Source organism: Streptacidiphilus jeojiense, from assembly GCF_000719095.1.
GTDB lineage: Bacteria > Actinomycetota > Actinomycetes > Streptomycetales > Streptomycetaceae > Streptacidiphilus > Streptacidiphilus jeojiensis.
Genome location: NZ_JOEH01000050.1, coordinates 14,821 through 33,322, shown reverse-complemented (window position 1 = coordinate 33,322; position 18,502 = coordinate 14,821). Strand labels below are relative to the sequence as shown.

The window sequence follows — 18,502 nt, the reverse complement described above, 5'->3', positions numbered from 1 at the left end:
GGTCGCGGGCTCCGGGGATCACTTCGGTGCGCCAGTAGTTGCGGCCCTCGAGTCGGTAGTGCTCGTACTGGGCGCGGGCGTCGCGGCGAACCGCGTCGGGCCGGCGTCGGGTGCGGGTCCAGGCGGCGGGGAGGGCGGGGGTGGGGGAGTGGTGGGCGGTGGTCGCGGGCTCCGGGGATCACTTCGGTGCGCCAGTAGTTGCGGCCCTCGAGTCGGTAGTGCTCGTACTGGGCGCGGGCGTCGCGGCGAACCGCGTCGGCCCGGCGTCGGGTGCGGGTCCAGGCGGCGGGCAGGCCGAGGGTCGAGCCCCAGGCGGTACGTCCGGTGGCTAGCAGGGTGCGGCCGCCGCGGGTGGTGATGAGCCGGTTGTGCAGCCGCGATCCGACGGGGAGTCCGCCGCCGGCCCCGGGGCGGATGCGCCGGCGTTCGAACTCGGCGGGGCTCAGTTCGCGGCCCCGCCACAGGTGGCGGGCGCCGCGTGCGGCGCCGGTGAGCGGGGCAATGCCGTGGGCGGCTTCGCGCCGGATGTCGCCCAGCAGCCGACCTGGGTGCAGCGGGATGCCGGGGACGTCGGCCAGGTGGTGGGCGGTGGACAGCAGGTGGGCGCGGCGCTGCAGGTGCGCGTGGACGGGGGAGCCGGAAGCGAACCCAAGCCCCAGCCCCCGCGTGCTGCCGGCGCCGTGGCCGCCGGAGGAGAGGGCGCCGGCGATGACCTGTCCGGTGCGGGTGGCGTCGTCGCCGGAGCCGGCGCCGCCGATGCGGGCCCACCGCAGCCGGTTCGCCAGCCGGGACCCGGCCGCTCCGGCTCCGGCCATCAGCCGTCGGTGGAAGCCGAGGGCGGCCAGCGCCAGGATGTCGACCATCGCCAGGCGCGGCACCAGTCCGGTGCCGGCGCCTTCCAGGAACGCGGAGACGGCGACCCCGAACAGGGGCAGGAACACCGCGGCGACGAACAACACCAATGCGGAGGACACGAACGAACCGACCCAGCGCCACAGCACGGCCCGGCTGGGCCCGGGCAGGGTGGCCCACACCAGCGCCGCGTAGGAGCAGGAGGCCAGGGCAGCGTCGGCGAACTGGGCGGAGAACATCGCCAGCACCATCGCCAGCACCATCACCGCGACTACCAGGACGGCGAACAGCAGCAGCAGGGCGCCGATCACCCGGTCCCAGGACGGCGGCCCCACATAGGCGGCGATCGCCGGGTCGACCTTGCTGAAGCCGTTCGCCAGGTCGGTGTAGGAGCGCACGTTGCCCGTGCTGGAGCCGTTGCCGGACTCGCACACGGCAAGGCCGGTGCCCACCAGCCCGGAGCAGTTGGGCTTGGAGGGAGCGCCCGCTTTGCAGTAGGCGTCGCCGCCGGGGCCGGGCAGCGGGATGCAGCCGGCGGCCGGGTTGGCGTGGGCGTCGGTGTTGAACGGTCCGATGGTGACCGCGGCCTTGTAGGCGGGGTAGGCCGGGTCGCTTTCGGGGATCAGTCGCCCGAACTGGAGCAGCTGGTAGGGCTGGACGACGAAGGTGGTGGTGAGGGTGTTCTGCAGCGGGAGGGAGATGTCGCTCGCGGTCACGTCCGCTGCGGGTGGGGCGCCGTGGTTGGTGGTGATGGCGGCGACCTCCAGGCTGGCCTGGTGGGTCTGGTCCAGGAGGCCGCCGCTGCCCAGGATCACGTCCGGGCGCAACAGGGCGCTGGAGGCGACCGCGACGATGGTGAAGGTCAGGCACAGTTCCCCGAAGCCGCGGCCGGTCCTGCCGCGCAGGATCATGACCGAGCAGACCACCACCGCCCACGCGAGGAGCATGCCGGGCAGTTGCAGCGGGGCGATGACGTCGGCGCGGTAGGCGTCCGAGAGCTGCTGGGCGGTGCTGGCCACGGACTGGACCAGGGGGAAGCTGTAGGCCCAGTGGATGAGCCAGCACTCCAGGCCGACGACGATACGGACCAGGGCGAACAGGCCGGACATCAGGTAGGACTGGGCCTCCTGCTGAAAGCTGGTCACCCCGCCCGGGTCGGACACCAGGGCGTAGTGGTCCAGGGGGATGTTCTCGGCGGAGGAGACGTTGAAGGGTCCCAGGAACCCGCCCCCGCCGGCCGCCGCGCCGCCCGGCGTGGCAGCGGAGGCGACCTGCACGCTGGTAACCAGGAACAGCAGCACGGTGACGCTGACGGTGCAGACCTCCCGCCGCCCGGGACGCGCAGGCCGCCAGCCCACCAGTCGCCCGAACACCCGTCCGCGGTGCCGCCCGGGCCTCATCGCCCACCCCCCTGCACCTGCTTGGCCTTGGCCAGCGAGGCGCCTGCCGGGGGCAGCTCCTGTGGGCGGGTGGCTGCGCGTAGCGGTGCGGGGCCGGAGGGGGTGGTGTGGATCTTGGCACGGATGCGGGCCACCGGGGGGATCATTACCCGCATCCGGCCGGTGCGGCCGCTGGAGTCGCGCAGGAGGCACTCGCCTTTGCGGTCGTCCTGGTTCCGCGGGGACAGGCCGGTGACCTCGTCCTGCAGCAGGGTGTCGGTGTCGTCCAGGCCGAGGAAGGTAAGGCCGCGGCGGGCCAGTACCGGGTCCGTGTGCCGCATGAGGACCTTGTAGCCCAGCAGTCCGCGGGTGGTCTCGCTGCCCAGTTCCTCGGGGTCGTGCGAGCCGAGCAGGACCCCTGCTTTGTGCTTGCGGCCGTCGTGGACGATCTCGTGGACCAGCTGCGCCCCTTCGGTGGAGGCGGTCAGCCAGTAGCACTCGTCGAGGGCGATCAGGCAAAACCGGGACGGGTCGGTGAAGGCCACCTGCCGGGCGACGGCGGCGACCAGGTAGAGCACGGCCCGGCCGATCAATGCCTCCAGGGGCTGCTGGCGCAGCAGTTCGGGCTTGGCCAGAGCCGCGGTGGAGGGCAGGGTCAGGCCTGCGGTGGTGACCACGACCATGTCGCCGTCCAGGTCCTGCCAGCGCAGCGGCGGAAGCCCGGGGTCGAAGACCATCGCGCCCAGCCGGTCCTGGGCCACGATCCGCAGCATGTCCGCCAGGGTGGCCGCATGCTCGCCGCGCACCCCGGGCACATCGCTGTCCGCGGCCATCGCCTCCAGCATGGTGAGCACCGCATGCATGCTGGGATCGGATCCGGCGGCGACTTTCTGCACCACGTGGGACAGCAGCGCCCCGGCCGGGGTCATCGGGCCCACGCCCAGCTGCAGGGTCAGGTAGCTCATCGCCCAGCGGGTGCCGTCGCCGGCCGGGAACAGCCGCAGCGGGTCGATGGACACCGCGGCGGCGGCCGCGTCGACGATCTGCGCGCGGCCTGCGGTTGCGGCGGTGGCGAACGCGGCCCACTCGCGCAGCGGGGTGCGGTCCACCACGATGGCCTGACCGCCGCGGTCCACCACCGCGCTGGACAGGGCCTTCTCGAAGACGGACTTGCCCGATCCCAGCTCGCCGACCACGCCCATGGACGCGGACACGTCGCGGTTCGGCGCCCCGGCCAGGTCGATCAGCACCGGGCGCGCGGTGCCGCAGTCCATCGAGAACCCGGCCAGGGCCCCGACCGCGTCGCCCAGGTCGATGCTGGTTCCCGCCCCGCGCATGGCCCAGTCCTCGGACAGTTCGACCTGCCGGAACTCCCGCAACCGGGGTGCTGCCGGCGCACCGGGCAGACCGAGCGCGAACAGCGACTCCTGACCGCCGATCGGCCGGATCACCTGATAGTCCCCGCCCTCCAGGGCACCGGCCAGGGTGCGGGCGCGCTGCTCACACATCGACGGGGTGTCCGCCCACACCGTCAGCGCCGTGACCGCCTGGACCTCGACCTCGCTGGCGGTCTGCTCCAGGCGCGCACTCTCCTCGCCCAGTTCGCCCGCCGCGCTGAACATGGCCTCGGGCAGGCCGGAGGTCTCCGCGCCGTACTGCTCGGCCTGGTCGACCAGTTCGCGTTTCTTGCGGCGTACCGAGACCTTCGCCTTCTCGGCCGGCACGATCTGCAAGTCCACCACGTAGTCCACCGGGAACGGCAGGGCTTCCAGCTGCGCGAGCACGTCGGCCGCTTGCGCGACCACGGTGCCGGGCTGCTGGCCGATGACGAGGTGGGCCTGGTAGGAGCAGCCCTGCTCGCTCTCGACCTCCAGCCATCGCCGCAGCACCGGGGAGGTTCCGTCCCGGCGCTTCCACCAGGCCCGTGACCCGTCCTTGTCGGGCGTGGCTGCGGCGCCGAGTTGACCGCCCTCGGCCAGCCGGACTTGGCCCAGGCCCTGGTAGGAGGGGGAGTGCAGTGTGTCCCCGACCACCCGGCCCCCGCCGGTGGTCGCGGCCTGGGCGGCGACCAGCAGCGGTTCCTCAAGGCCGCGGTGGACCGCGTGCTGGACCATCCACACGATCTCCGCCGCCTTCGCCGGGCGCAGCACCGGTCCGCCGGCCAGCTGCGCGGACAGGTTCTGGGCGCGCCGGCGGTAGGCGTCGACCTCACCCGCGCTCACCCGCCCGGGCGCCAGTCCCAGCAGGTCGCCGACCTCGCTCCAGGCGCTGGCCACGGTGGCCTGCAGTTCGGCCACCGCCGAAGGCGCGCGCAGCGGGATCGCCAGCCAGTGGGTGCGCCGGTACATCTCCGCGCCCCACAGCATCGACAGCGACGCGTCGGCGACCTCCTCCCACGCCGGGCGCTGGCCCAGGTCGACCCCCTCGACCATCCGCGCCACCACCTCGCCCTCATCGACCTGCGCGCACAGACCGAACCAGCGCGGGGACCCGGACAGCTGACGCACCATCGACGTCAACCGGCCCACCAGCTCCCGGCGGGTGCGGGCCGGCACGAACCGCGAGGCCACCGGCGTCACCTGATACACCGCCCACACCGTTCCGTGCACCGTCCAGATCAAGTTGTCCACCACATGCCGCATCGGAACCCGCATCGCTCCTCCTTCAACCACACGTCGACTGGATTGCCCCTACTGATCGCGCTGGGCGGCGAGCAGCCGCTGCAGCGCCGTCTGCACACCGACCCCCTGCGCGGACTGCGCAGTGCTGCGCACCGGCGCCGCGTCGGTGCGCGCGCTCTGCGCAAACCGCTGCGCATGCGGCGCCGCGGTGACCGCGCGCCGCGGCAGCACTGCACCGGTGACGGTGTCGGTGATGTGGAAGCCGCCGAGCAGATCCGCTCGGGGCCGGTCCCGGGCGGTGCGTCCCGCGATCCGCCCGGCCCGCGGCTGCGCCAGGGCGAGGGCGATGCCCCACAGGGCGGCGGCCGGGACCCGGCCGCCGATCCGCGCCGAGCGCGCCGCCCACACCGCCAGCCCCAGCAGAGCAACAGGGAGCGGGCCCAGGACCGGGGCCCACCAGGCGTAGCTGCGGATCAGCACGATGGTGCCCACCCCGGCCACCGCCAACTGGGCCGGGGTGTAGGGGCCCAGCGGCAGCCTCAGCTCGCCGAGCTTGCCCAGCACCCACGGCCACCGCCGCGCGCGGGTGTAGGAGCGCGCGACGACCAGCTGCTCGCCCGCGCTCACCGGCCGGCGCCCGACGGCAACCGGACCACGCTGTGGCCCGGCAGTGCGCCCAGGCCGTTGGTGGTGGAGGCGGACTGGATCTGGTTGGTGAACACGTTCGCGATGTTGTTGCGGTCCTGGAAGATCGCCAGGACCAGTACGAAGGCGATCAGGGCGCCGATGCCGGCCTTGAGGCTGAAGCGCCGGACCATCGTCACCACGACGATGACCGCCCCGGCGGCCTCCAAGGCCCCCGGCGCCCAGCCGGTGAACATCGCGATCAAGTTGTTGCCCAGGTTCTGCAGGGCGCCGGCAGCCAGGTCGACAGATGCATGCATGGTGGTCTCCGGATTCACGAGGCGGACGGTGAGGAACTGGGGGCGGCGCCCGACGGCGCCGTCGACGGCACCACAGACGGAGCAGTGGAGGGGGCGGCCGGTGTGCTGGCCAGTTGCGGGCCCGGTTCCAGTGCGGCGACCTCCCAGCGGCCGGCCCGCGCCCGCATCCGCAGCGCGTACTGCAACGGCCACTGCGTCCCGGCCGGATCCGTGGCGGTGACCTGCACCCACACCTCGGCCACCGTCCCGTCCGCAGGCACCGCCCCGTCCAAGCCCGAGCGGTCAGCGCTCACCTGCACCACCTGAACCCCGGCGTACGGGGCCACCGGCAGCGAGGCGAGCTGCATCCCCGGGGACAGAAGCGGGGAGAGCACACCCGACCCGGTCAGGTACGCCGACAAGAACGCCGTCGTCGAAGCGGCCAGCGCCGAGTCCGAGGCGACCGCGGCCGGGTACCTGGTCTGTGGTGCACTGCCCGCCGCCGCAGGCCCGACCTCGGCCGGCGCGGCTGCCACCGTCAAGGACCCCAACGCGCCGGTGCCCGTGCTGGAGGCGACCTGGACCGGCACCGCGAAGTAGCGCAGCTGCACCGCCGACCCGGAGTCCAGTTCGACGCCCACCACCACCGACCAGTAGCCCGGAGCGATCTGCGCACTGCGCACCGCTGCGCACTGCTCGACCGTCCGCGCACCCTGCGCGTTCTGCGCATCCGTCAGCAGCGCGACGCCGGGGGCCATACTGCGCAATGCGCGCGCACGCGCGTCATCGGTCGAGGCGTCCGCGCGCAGCCACAGCGACACGAACATCTGCGCGAAGCCAGCCGGGTCCAGCGCGGCCGTGGCGCGTGCGGTCGGTTGCGCCGTGCGCACGGCAGCCCCCGGGGCGGCGTTCGCAGAGCACGATGCGAACAGAGCAAGGGGGCCGGCGGCGATCGCCGCCCACACGCCGACCCGGACCAGGAGTCCGCGGCCGTGGGCCCGGCCGGTGCCGGCGAGGGGCGGGGCAATGGGATCGGGTTCCGTGTCACGGACGGGCGCCGGAGCGGGTGATCGGGGCATGGGGGGACCTTCCAGGGAAGCGGCGGATCTACTGCCCTGACTCAACCCCTGGCCGGTCACCGCCCCGGTGACCGGATTCACCCGGCCACCATCACAAGACGACAACGGGGCACTGGTGACAGCTCAGTAACCGGGCCCCCGGCCCCCTCGGCGTGGGACAGGCTGCGGTCCGGAATACCGCTCCTGACCTGCACTGGGTACAGAACTGGTTACTCAGTCACCAGCCCTGACCGGTCTTCAACCCAGAGGCGACCGGAGCCGCTCTCGGCGGCTCCATGACGGAGTACCAACGCAACTGCGGTGTGCCTGCTACGGGGCGTCCGTCCTCACCCGCCGCTGTCCGCCGTGTACGGGGACACGGCACTGGATCGATCTCAGGCGATCACCCAGATGACCGACCGGCTGCTGCCCCGGTCCCGGTCGCCCACCGGCGCGGTCGCCGAGCCTGACCCCTCGGTCGGCATGGAACCCGAATGGGTGAGGCTGACAGCGGGCACCGTTGCCGTCATCACGGACACAAGAAGGGACCGGACCCGAAGTCCCCGCAGGCGACCGATACCGGACGTGGTCAACAACACGGTGAACCAGACGCGCGAGCGCGTGATCCACGACGTGGCCGAGGGCATCCCGGTGCCCGAATGTTCACCGGGCCAGCGCCGAGCGCGGTGCGCATACCCCGTGCGCAATCGCACCTGCGCACCGCGCCGCAGGCACAGTGCGCATCGTGCGCGCGTTCCGTGCGCACTGCGCAAACGCCAGCTCGCTGCGCGCCGCGCACGCGCGCTGACCGCCGGCTCCGGACATCCCGGGTGATGCGGATTGCGCAGGAGGCGGGAGCGGTGGGAACCGGAGACGATCAAGGCATGGCGAAATTGAGCGGCACCCCATTTCATCAAGGACAGGCGGTTGCGCGCCGGGACGTGTTCGGCGGCCGGGTGTGGACGGCTGCCCCATACCGGGTCCTGGCCGACACCGGCGAGGCGATGGTCCTAGCCCACTGGGTGGGGCTGGAGAGCCTGGCGCCGAGCCCGTGGCTGGAGTGGTCCCAAAGCGGTGATGCTTCGGCTCGAGCGCGCGCGGTCGAGGCCCTGGCCGCCGGGCAGTGGGAGCTCGGGACGTGGACATGGCGGCAGACCTCGCTGGTGACCGAGACCCGGGCTGGTGACTTCTTCAGCGTCGGCCGGTTCTACGACGCCGGCCACCGGCTGGACCGGCTGTATGTGAACTTCCAACGCCCCTTGCGGCGCACCGAGATCGGCATCGACACCTTCGACCTACTGGTGGACTTGGTGGTTTCGCCGGACCTGGCGAAGCTGAAGTGGAAGGACGAGGACGAGTATGCGCACGGCCGTCGCCTGGGCGTGGTCACCGAGCGGGAGCACCAGCGAGTGGAGGCCGCCCGCGAGTACGTCGTCGGGCTCATCGAGGACCGCAGCGGTCCGTTCGCCGGCGCGCCGCAGACCTGGCAGCCCAATCCCGGGTGGCCCCGGCCCGCGCTGCCGGCCGGTGCGCTCACCGTCCCAGTCCGGGAACGCAGCTGACGGCCAGGGGCAGCGGCGGGTTTGCCCGGCCGCACGGCCGACCCCTACCTAGAGGACATCGATGTTCGCGCCGGACAGCCGGTTCCGACAGTCGAGTACATAGGGTGCGTGCTCACGGATCGCCTCGTAGTCGAACCCCGAGTGGTCGGTGAGCAGCACCACGGCATCGGAGGCAGCGATCTCCTGCGCAGTCGCCGGCACCCGCGTCAGGCGCTGGTCGGCGCTGGTGGCGTCCTCTACATTCGGGTCGGCGCCGCGTACCTCGGCGCCGAGGTCGAGCAGTAGGTCGGCGACCCGTGCCGACGGCGACTCGCGGGTGTCGGAGGTATCGGCCTTGTAGGCCAGGCCGAGGAGCAGGACGCGGGATCCGCGGACGGACATGCGACGCTTGTTGAAGGCCTCGGTGAGCCGCTGGACCACGTAGTTGGGCATGTGGTTGTTCACGTCGTTGGCCAGCTCGACGAAGCGGAACGAGCGGCCGAGCGCTCGTTCCACCCGCCAGGACAGGAACGAGGGGTCGATGGGCAGGCAGTGACCGCCAACGCCTGGGCCAGGGGTGAACCTCATGTAGCCGAAGGGCTTGGACGCGGCCGCGTCGATCGCCTCCCAGATGTCGATGCCCAGCTCGTGGGCGAACACTGCCAGCTCGTTGACCAGGGCGATGTTCACGTGCCGGAAGGTGTTCTCGATCAGCTTGGTCAGTTCGGCCACCCTGGTTCCGGACACCGGGACCGTGGTCTGCACCAGGCCGTCGTAGAAGCCCCTGACCACCTCGAGGGAAGCGGTGTCGATGCCGGAGACCACCTTGGGTGTCTTGTCGAAGGGCCACTGCTGGTTGCCCGGGTCGATGCGCTCGGGGCTGAATCCGACGTGGAAGTCCAGGCCGGCGACCAGGGCGGACTCCTTCTCCAGGATCGGGACCATCAGTTCCTCGGTGGTGCCGGGGTAGGTGGTGGACTCCAGGACCACGGTGGCGCCGGGGCCCAGGTGCGCGCCCAGCGTTCGGGCGCAGGACTCGATGTAGGTCAGGTCGGGCACGCCGTCGCGCAGCGGGGTGGGCACGGTGATCACCGCGATGTCGAAGCCCGCCAGGGCGGTGGCGTCGGCGGTGGCCGAGTAGGCCCCGCAGGCCAGCTGGCTGCGGAGCCGCGCGGAGGCGACGTCTTCCACGTAGGACTGGCCGGCGGCGAGCTGCTGGACACGTTGGGGGTCGGTGTCGTAGCCCACGACACGGTGTCCCATCTCGGCGGCGCGCACGGCGAGCGGCAGCCCTACGTAGCCCTGGCCAGCGACGACAACCTGCATGACGACTCCAATCGGTAGACTTTCCAGAGCTCGGACCGCCGCCTCTGGCCTGACGTGGGAGAACTTCTGTGCCGCTGGTGTCTGTGGTGATGCCCGTCTACAACTCGGCGAGCACTCTGGGTGCGTCGATCCGGTCGGTGCTTGCGCAGACGCATGCGGATCTGGAGCTGCTGGTCACCGACGATGCTTCTTCCGACGACTCCATGGACCTGCTCATGGAGTTCGCCCGGCAGGACGAGCGCGTGCTGCCGCAAGCGGCACCGGAACGGGGCGGTGCGGGCCGCGCACGCAACCTCGCGATCGAACGGGCCCGCGGGGACTACGTCGCCTTCCTGGACAGTGACGACCTGTGGCTCCCGGACAAGCTCCAGCGGCAGATCGCCTTCGCGGCGACGGCCGGTGCCCCGCTGACGTTCACCTCCTACTACAAGGTGGACGCCGAGCATGACGGTGAGGGCGCCGATTTCATCCCGAACGGGCGCGTGGTGCGGGCGCGGGAGCGTGTGGACTACCGGGCGATGCTGACCCAGGACCACATCGGCGCGCTGACCGCCATGTACGACCGAACCGTCCTCGGCACCAGGCTGATGCCGGAGATGCCCAAGCGGCAGGACTACGCCCTGTGGCTGTCGATCCTGCGTGACGGCACTGCCGCCAGGGGCCTTGCCGAGCCCCTGGCGGTGTACCGGTCGCGCCGGGCCGGATCGCTTTCCTCGAACAAGCTGTCGCTGATTCCGTACAACTGGGCTCTGTACCGCGAACACGAGGCACTGTCCGTCTCCCGGTCGTCGCGGGCACTGGCCGGAGCGGCGTGGCACTCGCTGCGCAAGTCGCGGATCTAGAGCCGCTGGCGTTCCCGCAGGAACAGTTGGAGCAGCAAGCGGCGGTCCTGGGGAGCAACCTCGCTCTGGCCGGTGCCGAGCGGTTCGCGGCCGTGGACATAGCGGTGCTGGTTCACGATCAGGAAGTCGCCGCGCTGGAGCGTGAAGGAGACCTGCCCGGCGATCATCTGCTCGGCGAGTTCCCGGGCCGCGCGTTCGTGCGCTTCGTCGATCGCGGACTCGGTGAGCATCTTGGCGGTGAACCGCACGAACCCCAGCGGCGCCGGCTCGCTGTCCAGGACGGGGAACGGGGCGTACTCCGCTCCGACGTCGGACAGCTCGAAGAACGATCCGTAGCTGTAGGCCGCCTCGCTCAGCAGGGCCCGACTGGAGGGCGACAGCCGCGACACGGCCGCGCGGGCATCGGAGAGGATGCTCGCCCCCGCGCCGAGCGCGTCGGGCCGGATGCACAGGAGCGTCGTGTAGTCCGGCGGCTGCGTCGCGTTGACCAGGTCCATGTGGAATGCGTTGTACCCCGTGCCGGTGGACAGCCCGGGGTTGGCGTTGAGGTCGACCCCGATCTCCTTCCACAGCGGCCAGCGCTGGAAGGGCTGAAAGGGCTTCGCTACCTCGGCGAGGATCGCCGTCGCCAGACGCAGGAACGGCTCCCCGGTCCCCAGCGCCTCGGCGATGTTTCCCAGCCGCACCACGGCGTATCCGGCGCCGGCCACGCTGAGCGTGGCGAGCAGGGATTCGACCGTCTCGGTGACCAGCGGGACCGAAGCCAGTTCGGATCGGTACCGCTGGACCGTGGAGTCGGCCAGGAACGTACCCTCCATACCCCATCGGGGAAGCGTGCCCCCGATCTTGATCAGAGCCTCTTCCAGCTCTGGGGGAAGCTCGATGAACCCGTCCCGGTCAGTGCTCGTCAGTGATCCCATGCCGCATTCCTCCGCCTTCGAAGTCGCTGGGGTGGGAGCGCGCTGCGCCGCAGGGTCTTGCCGGTCGACGCCGAGGCGGAGCCACCTCCGGCCCTCGGCGTAACACATCGCGTCCGCCCCGTTACTCTGGGAGGGTTGACGCCGGGTCGGTAGGGGTCCACGCGGTGCGCTCACGGTGCTCTCATCAGCACCCCATGAGCACCCGTCAGCTGGCTTCACTCCACCGGCCCTCCCCGGCTACCGTCGCCGGGAGTCTGTCCGCAGCCGCGACACGAGGACGGTGGCCGATGCATCCGTTGGAGCGAGCCCGTGCGGCCCGGGACTGGAGCCGGCCGGACTTCGCGAGCATGCTCCGGGAACTGGGCCAGGCTCGGGGCACCCACGTCGGCACGGGCAAGGACGGAGTGCTCCGCTGGGAGGCCGGACGCCGCCCGGACAAGGCCACCCAAGTTCTCATCGCCGAACTGCTGGGTATCCCCAAAGCAGCCGTCCGCACGCGGGAATGGCCCGGCTGGCTGGCCTTGGACCCCCTCCAGCAGCCCGTCTCCTACCGATGGGACGCGCCCGGCGCCATCCAGGCGCTCCACGAGCTGACTGGGAGTGACGTGGAGATCAACCGAAGGGACTTCACCCGCATCACCGGCACGACGCTGACGGCCTCGCTCCTGGCCTGGCTGACCGCCGACCCCGCCGCCGCGGGCCAACTCACCCGCGGCCAGCGGATAGGCGAGGCATCAGTCACCCATATCGAGCGCCTGGTCCGCGACCTGCGCCAGGCCGACGACAACGACGGCGGAGGCAGACTGATCGAGGAAGCCTCCTCCAGCCGCCGCCTGGTCCTCAACATCCTCAAGAACCGCAGCTACAGCGACGCCCACGGCAAGAGACTCCACGCCGCAGCCGCCGACCTGGCACGCATGCACGCCTGGGCCACCTTCGACCTCAACGACCAATGCGACGACAAGGCATTCAACGCCGCACTCCACGCCGCCCACGCCTCATCCGACCCGGCCCTTGGCGCCCACGTGCTCGCGTTCTGGTCGATCGCCGCACACAACTGCGGCCGGCCCGCCGACGCCGAAGCCATGGTCGCCGCCGCCCTCGCCGCCGCCCGCAGGACCAGTACCGCCCGCGTCGAGGCCATGCTGCTCAGCCGACGCGCCCGCGCCCGCGCCCACCAGCGCGACAGCACCTGCTGGAACGACCTGGGGCGCTCGGCCGAACTCCTGGCCGCCAGCGAGGGCACCAGCGGCGACGACCCGGAGTGGGTGTACTGGTTCGACCACAGCGAACTGCTCGGAGCGACAGCCTCCACCCACCTGGACATGGAACAGCCCGCCCGCGCCGAGCAGGTCTTCGCAGAGGCGGCCGCCCTGTTCCCTGCCGACCGCACGCGCACCCAGGCCCTGTTCCTGGTACGGCAGGCCAACGCGCAGCTGCGCCAGAACGACGTGGAACGCGCCTGCGCCACCGCGGACAGAGCCCTGGACCTGACCGCGGAAATCAGCTCGCACCGCAGCATCGCGCCGCTGAGGGAACTCGCCACCCAGATGGACGGACACCGGCACCTGCCCGCCGTCCGAGACTTCCGCGAGCGGGTCGCCACGGCCCTGGCCTGAGCAGCATCCCGAAGCGACCCGGAGTAGCCACCGAACGAGTGGGTCCCACCGGTTCGCACGTGGACCGGTACCGCCCAGCCCGATGCCCCCCACCGCGCCTGCAGCCACGTTCACCAGGCTGATCCCCTGTCAGCGCCAGCACCGGGACGGTGCGGCCTCCGCGGCGGTCCCGGCCAGGTGAGCACCCATGGCCCGGATCCCAAAGGGGCCCTGGCGGCGCCCTTCGGGGAAGGGCGCCGCCAGGGCAGCCGCAGGGTCGCCCACGGGTGACCCGTCCTATCCTCCACATGGGACGACCAGTACGGGTGATCCCGATGATTCCTGCCCCTGTGTGCTTACCGGCTGGTATGACGCAGCGGTCAGGTGTTCGCTGCCGCTGAACCCCGTCGTATCAGGCTGTCAGTGCTTGACGGCCACGCCCGCCCAGCCCGAGGCGCGCTCCGAGCCCTGCGGGAGTGCGCCGTTCGGCCGCCACCAGGGGAGTTGGACAAGTCCGGGGTCGACCAGGTCCAGGCCGTCGAAGAAGGAGGAGACCTTGGACTTGCGGCGGTCGATGAAGGGCGAGGTGGCGCGGTCGTAGACGGCGCGGTGGACGGTGAGCGAGTCGTCGGGCATGAAGTCGCCGGTGGCGTGGGAGAGGATCAGCATGCTGCCCGAGGGCAGCGCGTCGAGCAGGGTCCGCACGATCTCGCGCGGCTGCTCCTCGTCCCGGATGAAGTGCAGGATGGCCACCAGCATCAGGGCCACCGGCTGCTGGAAGTCCAGCACCTTCTGTGCCTCGGCCAGGATTTCCTCGGGTCGGCGCAGGTCGCCCAGCATCACCCGGGTGCGCTTGCGGCCGTCGGCCTGCGCCATCAGCGCGTCCGCGTGCCGGAGCACGATCGGGTCGTTGTCGACGTAGAGGATCGCCGCGTCCGGGGCGACCTCGTGGGCGACCTGGTCCGTGTTTGCCTGGGTGGGGATGCCGGTGCCGATGTCGAGGAACTGGCGCAGGCCCTGGTCCGCGGCGAAGCGGACGGCGCGGCCCAGGAACGCGCGGTTGGCCCGGGTGGTCTCCTGGATCGCCGGAAAGGCCCGAATCACCTCCTCCGCCGCTCGCCGGTCGACCTCGAAGTTGTCCTTTCCGCCCAGGTAGTAGTCGTACATGCGCGCCGAGGACGGCACGTCGATGCGCAGATCGGCCGGCGGGCCCGCCGGCTCATGCTGCTTGATCCACTCGAAATCGTCCACGTTGCTCTCCCATCGACCACTTCCCGCACCCCGCACGCCAGATCCAGAGCCTAGCGAGCGCTGTCGACTGCCGGTGATCCGCCCGGGGCGTCGGTGGCGCGCCTGCCGGCCTCGGTGAGCCGGGCCACCCAGCGGCGGCCCTTCCGGTCACGCTCCGGATGATCTTCTATGGCGGCCAGGCCGAGCTTCTGCAGGGACTTGACCGTGGCGAGGTGGATACCTCCGGGCTGCCGGGCTGCGGTCAGACCATGGTCCTCAAGGCGTCGGAGCTCACCCAGTGCCTCCCAGCCGCGTGCGGACAGCGCGCTGGTGTCGACGGCGCCCGGACCTCTCTCCGCCTCCGGCATCAGGCGGCCCTCGGCGGCACGGCGCTCGGATGCGCACTCGGCTGCCACGCTACGGGCCTGACCTCGGTCTCGAGCACGGCGTCAACGCAGATCAGCGCCGTGGCCTCGGCGCCCAGCAGTTGGCGGTGGGCCAGCCCGAGGGCCTGTTGCAGCACCGCTGAGGAGACTGGAACCGTGATGGCGGACTGCCTCCATAGTTCGAAGACCACCCAACAGGTGCCGCCAGGGTTGGCAGTCGTGCGGACGATCCGGGCAGGGGAGCGCACGGTGCGCGGTGACGGGATGGACATGGTGCTCATCCCCGGCTGCGCGGCTGGCCGCCGCGGTTCCTGAAGTCCACCCCGGCCTCCGCCAGAAGCGAATGGGTTGATCCGTAGCTCTTCTGGATGCCGGCCGCGAGTTGACGGATCGAGGCGCCGTCCTCGTAGGCGGTCTTCAGCTGTCCTCGCAGCTTGACGCGGGCGACCCCGGTGATCCGGGTGGCCTTCGCGGTGGGTGCGTCCATCGGGCGCGTCCCCCTTATCTCTGCACACGATCGGTAGTAGCGCGTCATCATCGCGCACCAGCGGACGTCCGAACCAGCGGAATCCTTGTATCTGTGCAGTTCGTATGCCACGAACTGCATCCCCACGCTTCGGCTGATGCCGGACAGGAGGCTCTGGACCGTGCGCGGGTGGGGGTGCATGGACAGCGACCCGCGCAGGCACCCGACATCTGTCCGGTGATGAGACGGACTCCGGCAGTCGGCCTCAGGAACCGGGATGCCAAGCCAGGGCGTGGGCTTCGGCAAGGGTGGATCGGACCTGGTCACGGTAGCGGGCGGCCTGGGCCGGGTCGCTCTCGGTCAGGGCTGCCGCCGCGAGGGCCGCGGCCGAAGTGGACCAGGCCAACAACCGGACCGCGTCCTGGCGCGCGGCGTCGCCCAAGGTCTCGTCGGGCAGGTCCGCCGCATGACGGGCCAGCAGTATCGACAGCACACGAAGGTGGGTACGGGTGGCGGCAGGAGGCGGCAGGGGGTGAGGTGCATGACAGCCCACAGCGGGGACTCCCGCCTACGCGACGCAACGTCTACGGACGACCATCTTCACGTATGCGTGCTTGGTACGCGCATCAAAGTCGGTGAATTGTTGGCGGCGCTGGAACACGCGTGCCAGCCCGGAGTTGCCGGCTGTGCCGTCGCAGCCGCCCCCCCGGGGGTCCGTGCCCCAGGTGCAGTGTTGCCGGGGCCGTCAAGGTCGGCGGTTCGCCTCGCGCCGCGCCAGGCGGCACCCCGTTCCCCGACACCCGTCGCGGTAGGCGGCCGGGGTCGAGCAGCGGGCGTCCGCGCGCCCGGCGGCGCACAGCGACCACCCGGCCTCGGCCAGCTCTGCGGCGAACTCCTGGTCCCGGCTGGCCACGCCGTATACCCGCTGCGCGCTCACCCCGACTGCCGCGGCAGCCTCGGAGGCGGGTGCCCCGGCGGCGACGGTAGCGAGCAACTGCCGGCGGATGTCCTCGGTGAGCACGGTGTCCGCCAGCTGGCGGCGGCGGTCGCGGTCGCGGTCGTTGTGCGCGGCCGTGCACCGTTCGCAGCGGCACCCGAGCCGCCAGAGCGTCAGCGGACTGAGGTCCTGGTGCGGGAGGCGGCGTCGGGTGTCCATCCGCAGCTGGGCGGCACGCAGGAGGGCGCGGCCGGTCCAGGCCCAGCGCACGCCGCCACCGGGAGCCGTCCTGCGGCGCCCGCCGGGCAACAGGTGTCCGCCGAGCAGGGAGTGCACGGTCGAATCGGAGACGCGGAGCAGGTCGGCGATGTCGCGTGTGGTGTAGGAGCCGCGCGGATCGATGCGGTCCACGACGGTGGCCAGTGGGTGCAGCTGCATAGGGGTCCTCAGCGGGGGAGTCGTCTCACCTCCGCCTGCGCGGAGAACCTGACGGCAGCCTACCGAATCGCGGCTCCGCGGCAGGGTGTGACGCCGAGGCTGGAATGTGGATGAACAGGCGGGGAGGCCGGAACCGCCCCGATCGTGTGTTCAGTCGCGTGCCAGTTCGGCGCAGTCGGGCAGCGGTAGGGGCCCAGCGACGGGTCGGTCCGGCGACCGGTGGTGGGGCGGATGGTCCGTTGATCAGCGGGTTACCTGTCCTGCGTGGTGGTTGCGCTGTGCGGCGGTCACGGCGATCCCGTAGAACAGCAGCAGAGCACCGAAGACCGAAAACGCGAAAGTGATCCACGTCAGCGCCCGTGCCGATTCGTGGGTGACGTATTGAACGAAGCTGCCGCTGCTGCGAAGCGCCTTCGGCCCCCAGACCTGGTACGGGGCCGCGACCAGCGCCAGTCCGGCGCCGGCGACCGCGCGGCGGACGCCGGTCGGCATCGTGCGCAGAGCTCCCCGCAGCAGGGGTGCTCCGATCGCCAAGCAGATGATCAGTTGTCCCCACCAGTACGCCTGTGACATGGACTCCTCCCTCTCCTCGAGCCGGCTCGGCTTGAGGCTGCTTGATGACCGTATCGGTGTCCAGCCGAGCCTGTGGGGCATACCCACGGTGCACCCGCCCATTGCGGCCGACGTGCCGAAGCGAGGGAGTCCGGACTGTTCCGCCGAGCCCGGATGCGAGCGCCTCGGGGTCCATGGTGAGCTTGACATTCACCCGCGTGCCAGTTCGGCGCAGTCGGGGCAGCGGTAGGGGCCCAGCGCGGCGTGGGGGTCCTGGTAGCGCCAGCCGTCATCGCAGTTGCCGCACCGTACGGCCAAGCGCTGCCTGGCTGTACTTGATCGCCGTAGTGGCGCGCCTTGCCCTTCGAAGGTGAGGGCGTCCTCGAATCTGGACCAGGTGGGTTTGACCCGTCCCATCCACTGGGCGCGGGAAGCGAGGAAGTCGGTGTCCGTCTCACCGGCGGCCAGGAGCTCGGCCGCCTGGTGCCGGATCGAGGCCTGGCGACGGGGCATCAGACTGCCGCCGCCGACGCGCAGTCCGTCCGCCCAGGCCTGCGCGATCCGGACCGCCGCCTGCTCGGCCCCGTCCACGGGCGGGGCGTAGCCGTTCTCTCTCTCGCCCTGTGCCGGGGCCACTGCGGGCCCGCGCCGGACAGAGAGAGAAGAACTTCTTGGAAAGACTTCTTTGGGGGCGTTGTCATCGCAGGTCAGCGGCTTGGAGTCGCCGGAAATCCGGCTGGGCTGGCCGGAATTCCGGCTGCGGCCGCCGGATTTCCGGCCATCGAAGTGACCTGCGGTTTCCCTGTTGCGGTCCAGGTCGGCTCGATAGCCGGAATTCCGGCCCTCGAGGCGTCCACCGGGGTCCTCGGGACTGCGCCGGGTGCTCGGCGCGGGCGGGTCCTCGCGCCAGCCGGGGTGGTAGGCGTCCAGCTTGTCCCAGGCGTTGCGCCAGCCGTCGTAGGCGTCCGGAGGAAGGTCGTGCACCTGGTACCGGCGCAGGGTGGTCTGGATACCGTTCTGGCCACTGGAGGTGACGAGCCGTCCGTCGGGGTTCGTGACCAGGCCGAGCCGGGCCAGGACCTGCAGCGCGTCCTTGACGGTCGACAGGCCCGTGGGCTTGCCGTTGATGCCGGGCAGCAGCCAGCACAGCTGGTCCAGGCTCATCCTCCGCAGCGCCCCGGGGCGCTTCTCGGTGACCATGGAGCGCAGCAGGCAGTACAGCAGGTAGGCGGTGCGGGTCATCTGCGGGTGCAGCATGATCCAGTCGCGGACCTGGGTGTGCGACCAGAAGTCGCCGATCGTCCCGGAGAACTCCAGGGCGTCGTTCGCGCCGGTGCTTGCGGGTCCGCGGGCCGGAGCTGTGGGCCGGCGGACAGCTGGGGGGTGGGGCACTGGTGGTTCTCCCGCTGGGTCGGTGAGGTTCGCGCGGCGGC

General features: G+C 71.4%; 18 protein-coding genes. 3 read left to right on the top strand and 15 right to left on the bottom strand.

Annotated elements, in window-relative coordinates:
- The 5 genes from IF29_RS0139675 to IF29_RS0139655 all read right to left on the bottom strand — a co-directional run.
- On the bottom strand, positions 1-2,252 hold a 2,252-nt coding region (locus IF29_RS0139675; RefSeq protein WP_157624170.1), incomplete at its 3' end, for a hypothetical protein.
- Entirely contained in the window at positions 2,249-4,885 is a 2,637-nt protein-coding gene (locus IF29_RS0139670; protein ID WP_030266815.1) for an ATP-binding protein, read from the bottom strand. The genes IF29_RS0139670 and IF29_RS0139675, both read right to left, overlap by 4 nt.
- A 36-nt stretch (positions 4,886-4,921) precedes the next feature.
- Entirely contained in the window at positions 4,922-5,479 is a 558-nt protein-coding gene (locus IF29_RS42900; protein WP_037598502.1) for a hypothetical protein, read from the bottom strand.
- On the bottom strand, positions 5,476-5,796 hold the full coding sequence (locus IF29_RS0139660; protein WP_051726639.1) for a hypothetical protein: 321 nt from the start codon (positions 5,794-5,796) through the stop codon (positions 5,476-5,478). Before IF29_RS0139660 ends, IF29_RS42900 begins: the two co-directional genes overlap by 4 nt.
- 14 nt (positions 5,797-5,810) lie before the next feature.
- Positions 5,811-6,665, bottom strand: coding sequence for a conjugal transfer protein (locus IF29_RS0139655; RefSeq protein WP_198037679.1), 855 nt, complete (start codon positions 6,663-6,665; stop codon positions 5,811-5,813).
- Positions 6,666-7,717: 1,052 nt separating this feature from the next.
- Here IF29_RS0139655 and IF29_RS0139645 point away from each other — a divergent pair.
- A complete protein-coding gene (locus tag IF29_RS0139645) occupies positions 7,718-8,395 on the top strand; it encodes a ribonuclease FAU-1 family protein (RefSeq protein ID WP_030266800.1) in 678 nt (225 codons plus the stop codon).
- A gap of 48 nt (positions 8,396-8,443) precedes the next feature.
- Here the strand turns inward: IF29_RS0139645 and IF29_RS0139640 are convergent, their stop codons facing one another.
- The gene (locus tag IF29_RS0139640) at positions 8,444-9,700 is read right to left on the bottom strand and encodes a nucleotide sugar dehydrogenase (RefSeq protein ID WP_030266798.1); all 1,257 of its coding nucleotides are present in this window, start codon (positions 9,698-9,700) and stop codon (positions 8,444-8,446) included.
- Between the two features lie 68 nt (positions 9,701-9,768).
- Between IF29_RS0139640 and IF29_RS0139635 the strand changes: the two genes are divergently transcribed.
- Entirely contained in the window at positions 9,769-10,542 is a 774-nt protein-coding gene (locus tag IF29_RS0139635; RefSeq protein ID WP_030266795.1) for a glycosyltransferase family 2 protein, read from the top strand.
- Here IF29_RS0139635 and IF29_RS0139630 read toward each other — a convergent pair.
- On the bottom strand, positions 10,539-11,360 hold the full coding sequence (locus IF29_RS0139630) for a TauD/TfdA family dioxygenase (RefSeq protein ID WP_232242845.1): 822 nt from the start codon (positions 11,358-11,360) through the stop codon (positions 10,539-10,541). The two genes, IF29_RS0139635 and IF29_RS0139630, sit on opposite strands and share 4 nt — an antisense overlap.
- Before the next feature lie 389 nt (positions 11,361-11,749).
- On the opposite strand from IF29_RS0139630, the gene IF29_RS0139625 reads away from it, so the two are divergent.
- On the top strand, positions 11,750-13,081 hold the full coding sequence (locus tag IF29_RS0139625; protein WP_037598500.1) for a tetratricopeptide repeat protein: 1,332 nt from the start codon (positions 11,750-11,752) through the stop codon (positions 13,079-13,081).
- A gap of 399 nt (positions 13,082-13,480) precedes the next feature.
- On the opposite strand, the gene IF29_RS0139620 is transcribed toward IF29_RS0139625, so the two are convergent.
- The 8 genes from IF29_RS0139620 to IF29_RS0139585 form a co-directional block, all read right to left on the bottom strand.
- Entirely contained in the window at positions 13,481-14,311 is an 831-nt protein-coding gene (locus IF29_RS0139620; RefSeq protein ID WP_157624169.1) for an SAM-dependent methyltransferase, read from the bottom strand.
- Between the two features lie 50 nt (positions 14,312-14,361).
- Positions 14,362-14,658 carry a hypothetical protein gene (locus IF29_RS0139615; protein ID WP_030266787.1) on the bottom strand — a complete coding sequence of 99 codons (297 nt, stop codon included), beginning with the start codon at positions 14,656-14,658 and terminating at the stop codon, positions 14,362-14,364.
- Positions 14,658-14,813, bottom strand: coding sequence for a hypothetical protein (locus IF29_RS46645; RefSeq protein ID WP_157624168.1), 156 nt, complete (start codon positions 14,811-14,813; stop codon positions 14,658-14,660). The genes IF29_RS0139615 and IF29_RS46645 overlap by 1 nt, the downstream gene beginning before the upstream one ends.
- A 140-nt stretch (positions 14,814-14,953) precedes the next feature.
- Positions 14,954-15,163 carry a helix-turn-helix domain-containing protein gene (locus IF29_RS0139605; RefSeq protein WP_030266784.1) on the bottom strand — a complete coding sequence of 70 codons (210 nt, stop codon included), beginning with the start codon at positions 15,161-15,163 and terminating at the stop codon, positions 14,954-14,956.
- A gap of 244 nt (positions 15,164-15,407) precedes the next feature.
- Positions 15,408-15,635: a hypothetical protein gene (locus tag IF29_RS0139600; protein ID WP_030266783.1), complete on the bottom strand. Its 228-nt coding sequence runs from the start codon at positions 15,633-15,635 to the stop codon at positions 15,408-15,410.
- Between the two features lie 252 nt (positions 15,636-15,887).
- Positions 15,888-16,517, bottom strand: a complete 630-nt coding sequence (locus IF29_RS0139595) for a hypothetical protein (protein ID WP_037598497.1) — start codon at positions 16,515-16,517, stop codon at positions 15,888-15,890.
- A 243-nt stretch (positions 16,518-16,760) separates the two neighbouring features.
- Positions 16,761-17,090: a hypothetical protein gene (locus IF29_RS0139590; RefSeq protein ID WP_030266779.1), complete on the bottom strand. Its 330-nt coding sequence runs from the start codon at positions 17,088-17,090 to the stop codon at positions 16,761-16,763.
- Positions 17,091-17,279: 189 nt separating this feature from the next.
- The gene (locus IF29_RS0139585; protein WP_030266776.1) at positions 17,280-18,461 is read right to left on the bottom strand and encodes a hypothetical protein; all 1,182 of its coding nucleotides are present in this window, start codon (positions 18,459-18,461) and stop codon (positions 17,280-17,282) included.
- Positions 18,462-18,502: the final 41 nt, after the last annotated feature.

Excerpts from the sequence above, each read along its gene's own strand:
- IF29_RS0139670 (WP_030266815.1), bottom strand. The coding sequence starts at position 4,885 with ATGCGGGTTCCGATGCGGCATGTGGTGGACAACTTGATCTGGACGGTG.
- IF29_RS0139660 (WP_051726639.1), bottom strand. The coding sequence starts at position 5,796 with ATGCATGCATCTGTCGACCTGGCTGCCGGCGCCCTGCAGAACCTGGGC.
- IF29_RS0139645 (WP_030266800.1), top strand. The coding sequence starts at position 7,718 with ATGGCGAAATTGAGCGGCACCCCATTTCATCAAGGACAGGCGGTTGCG.
- IF29_RS0139640 (WP_030266798.1), bottom strand. The coding sequence starts at position 9,700 with ATGCAGGTTGTCGTCGCTGGCCAGGGCTACGTAGGGCTGCCGCTCGCC.
- IF29_RS0139630 (WP_232242845.1), bottom strand. The coding sequence starts at position 11,360 with ATGGAGGGTACGTTCCTGGCCGACTCCACGGTCCAGCGGTACCGATCC.
- IF29_RS0139625 (WP_037598500.1), top strand. The coding sequence starts at position 11,750 with ATGCATCCGTTGGAGCGAGCCCGTGCGGCCCGGGACTGGAGCCGGCCG.
- IF29_RS0139615 (WP_030266787.1), bottom strand. The coding sequence starts at position 14,658 with ATGCCGGAGGCGGAGAGAGGTCCGGGCGCCGTCGACACCAGCGCGCTG.
- IF29_RS0139605 (WP_030266784.1), bottom strand. The coding sequence starts at position 15,163 with ATGGACGCACCCACCGCGAAGGCCACCCGGATCACCGGGGTCGCCCGC.
- IF29_RS0139595 (WP_037598497.1), bottom strand. The coding sequence starts at position 16,517 with ATGCAGCTGCACCCACTGGCCACCGTCGTGGACCGCATCGATCCGCGC.
- IF29_RS0139590 (WP_030266779.1), bottom strand. The coding sequence starts at position 17,090 with ATGTCACAGGCGTACTGGTGGGGACAACTGATCATCTGCTTGGCGATC.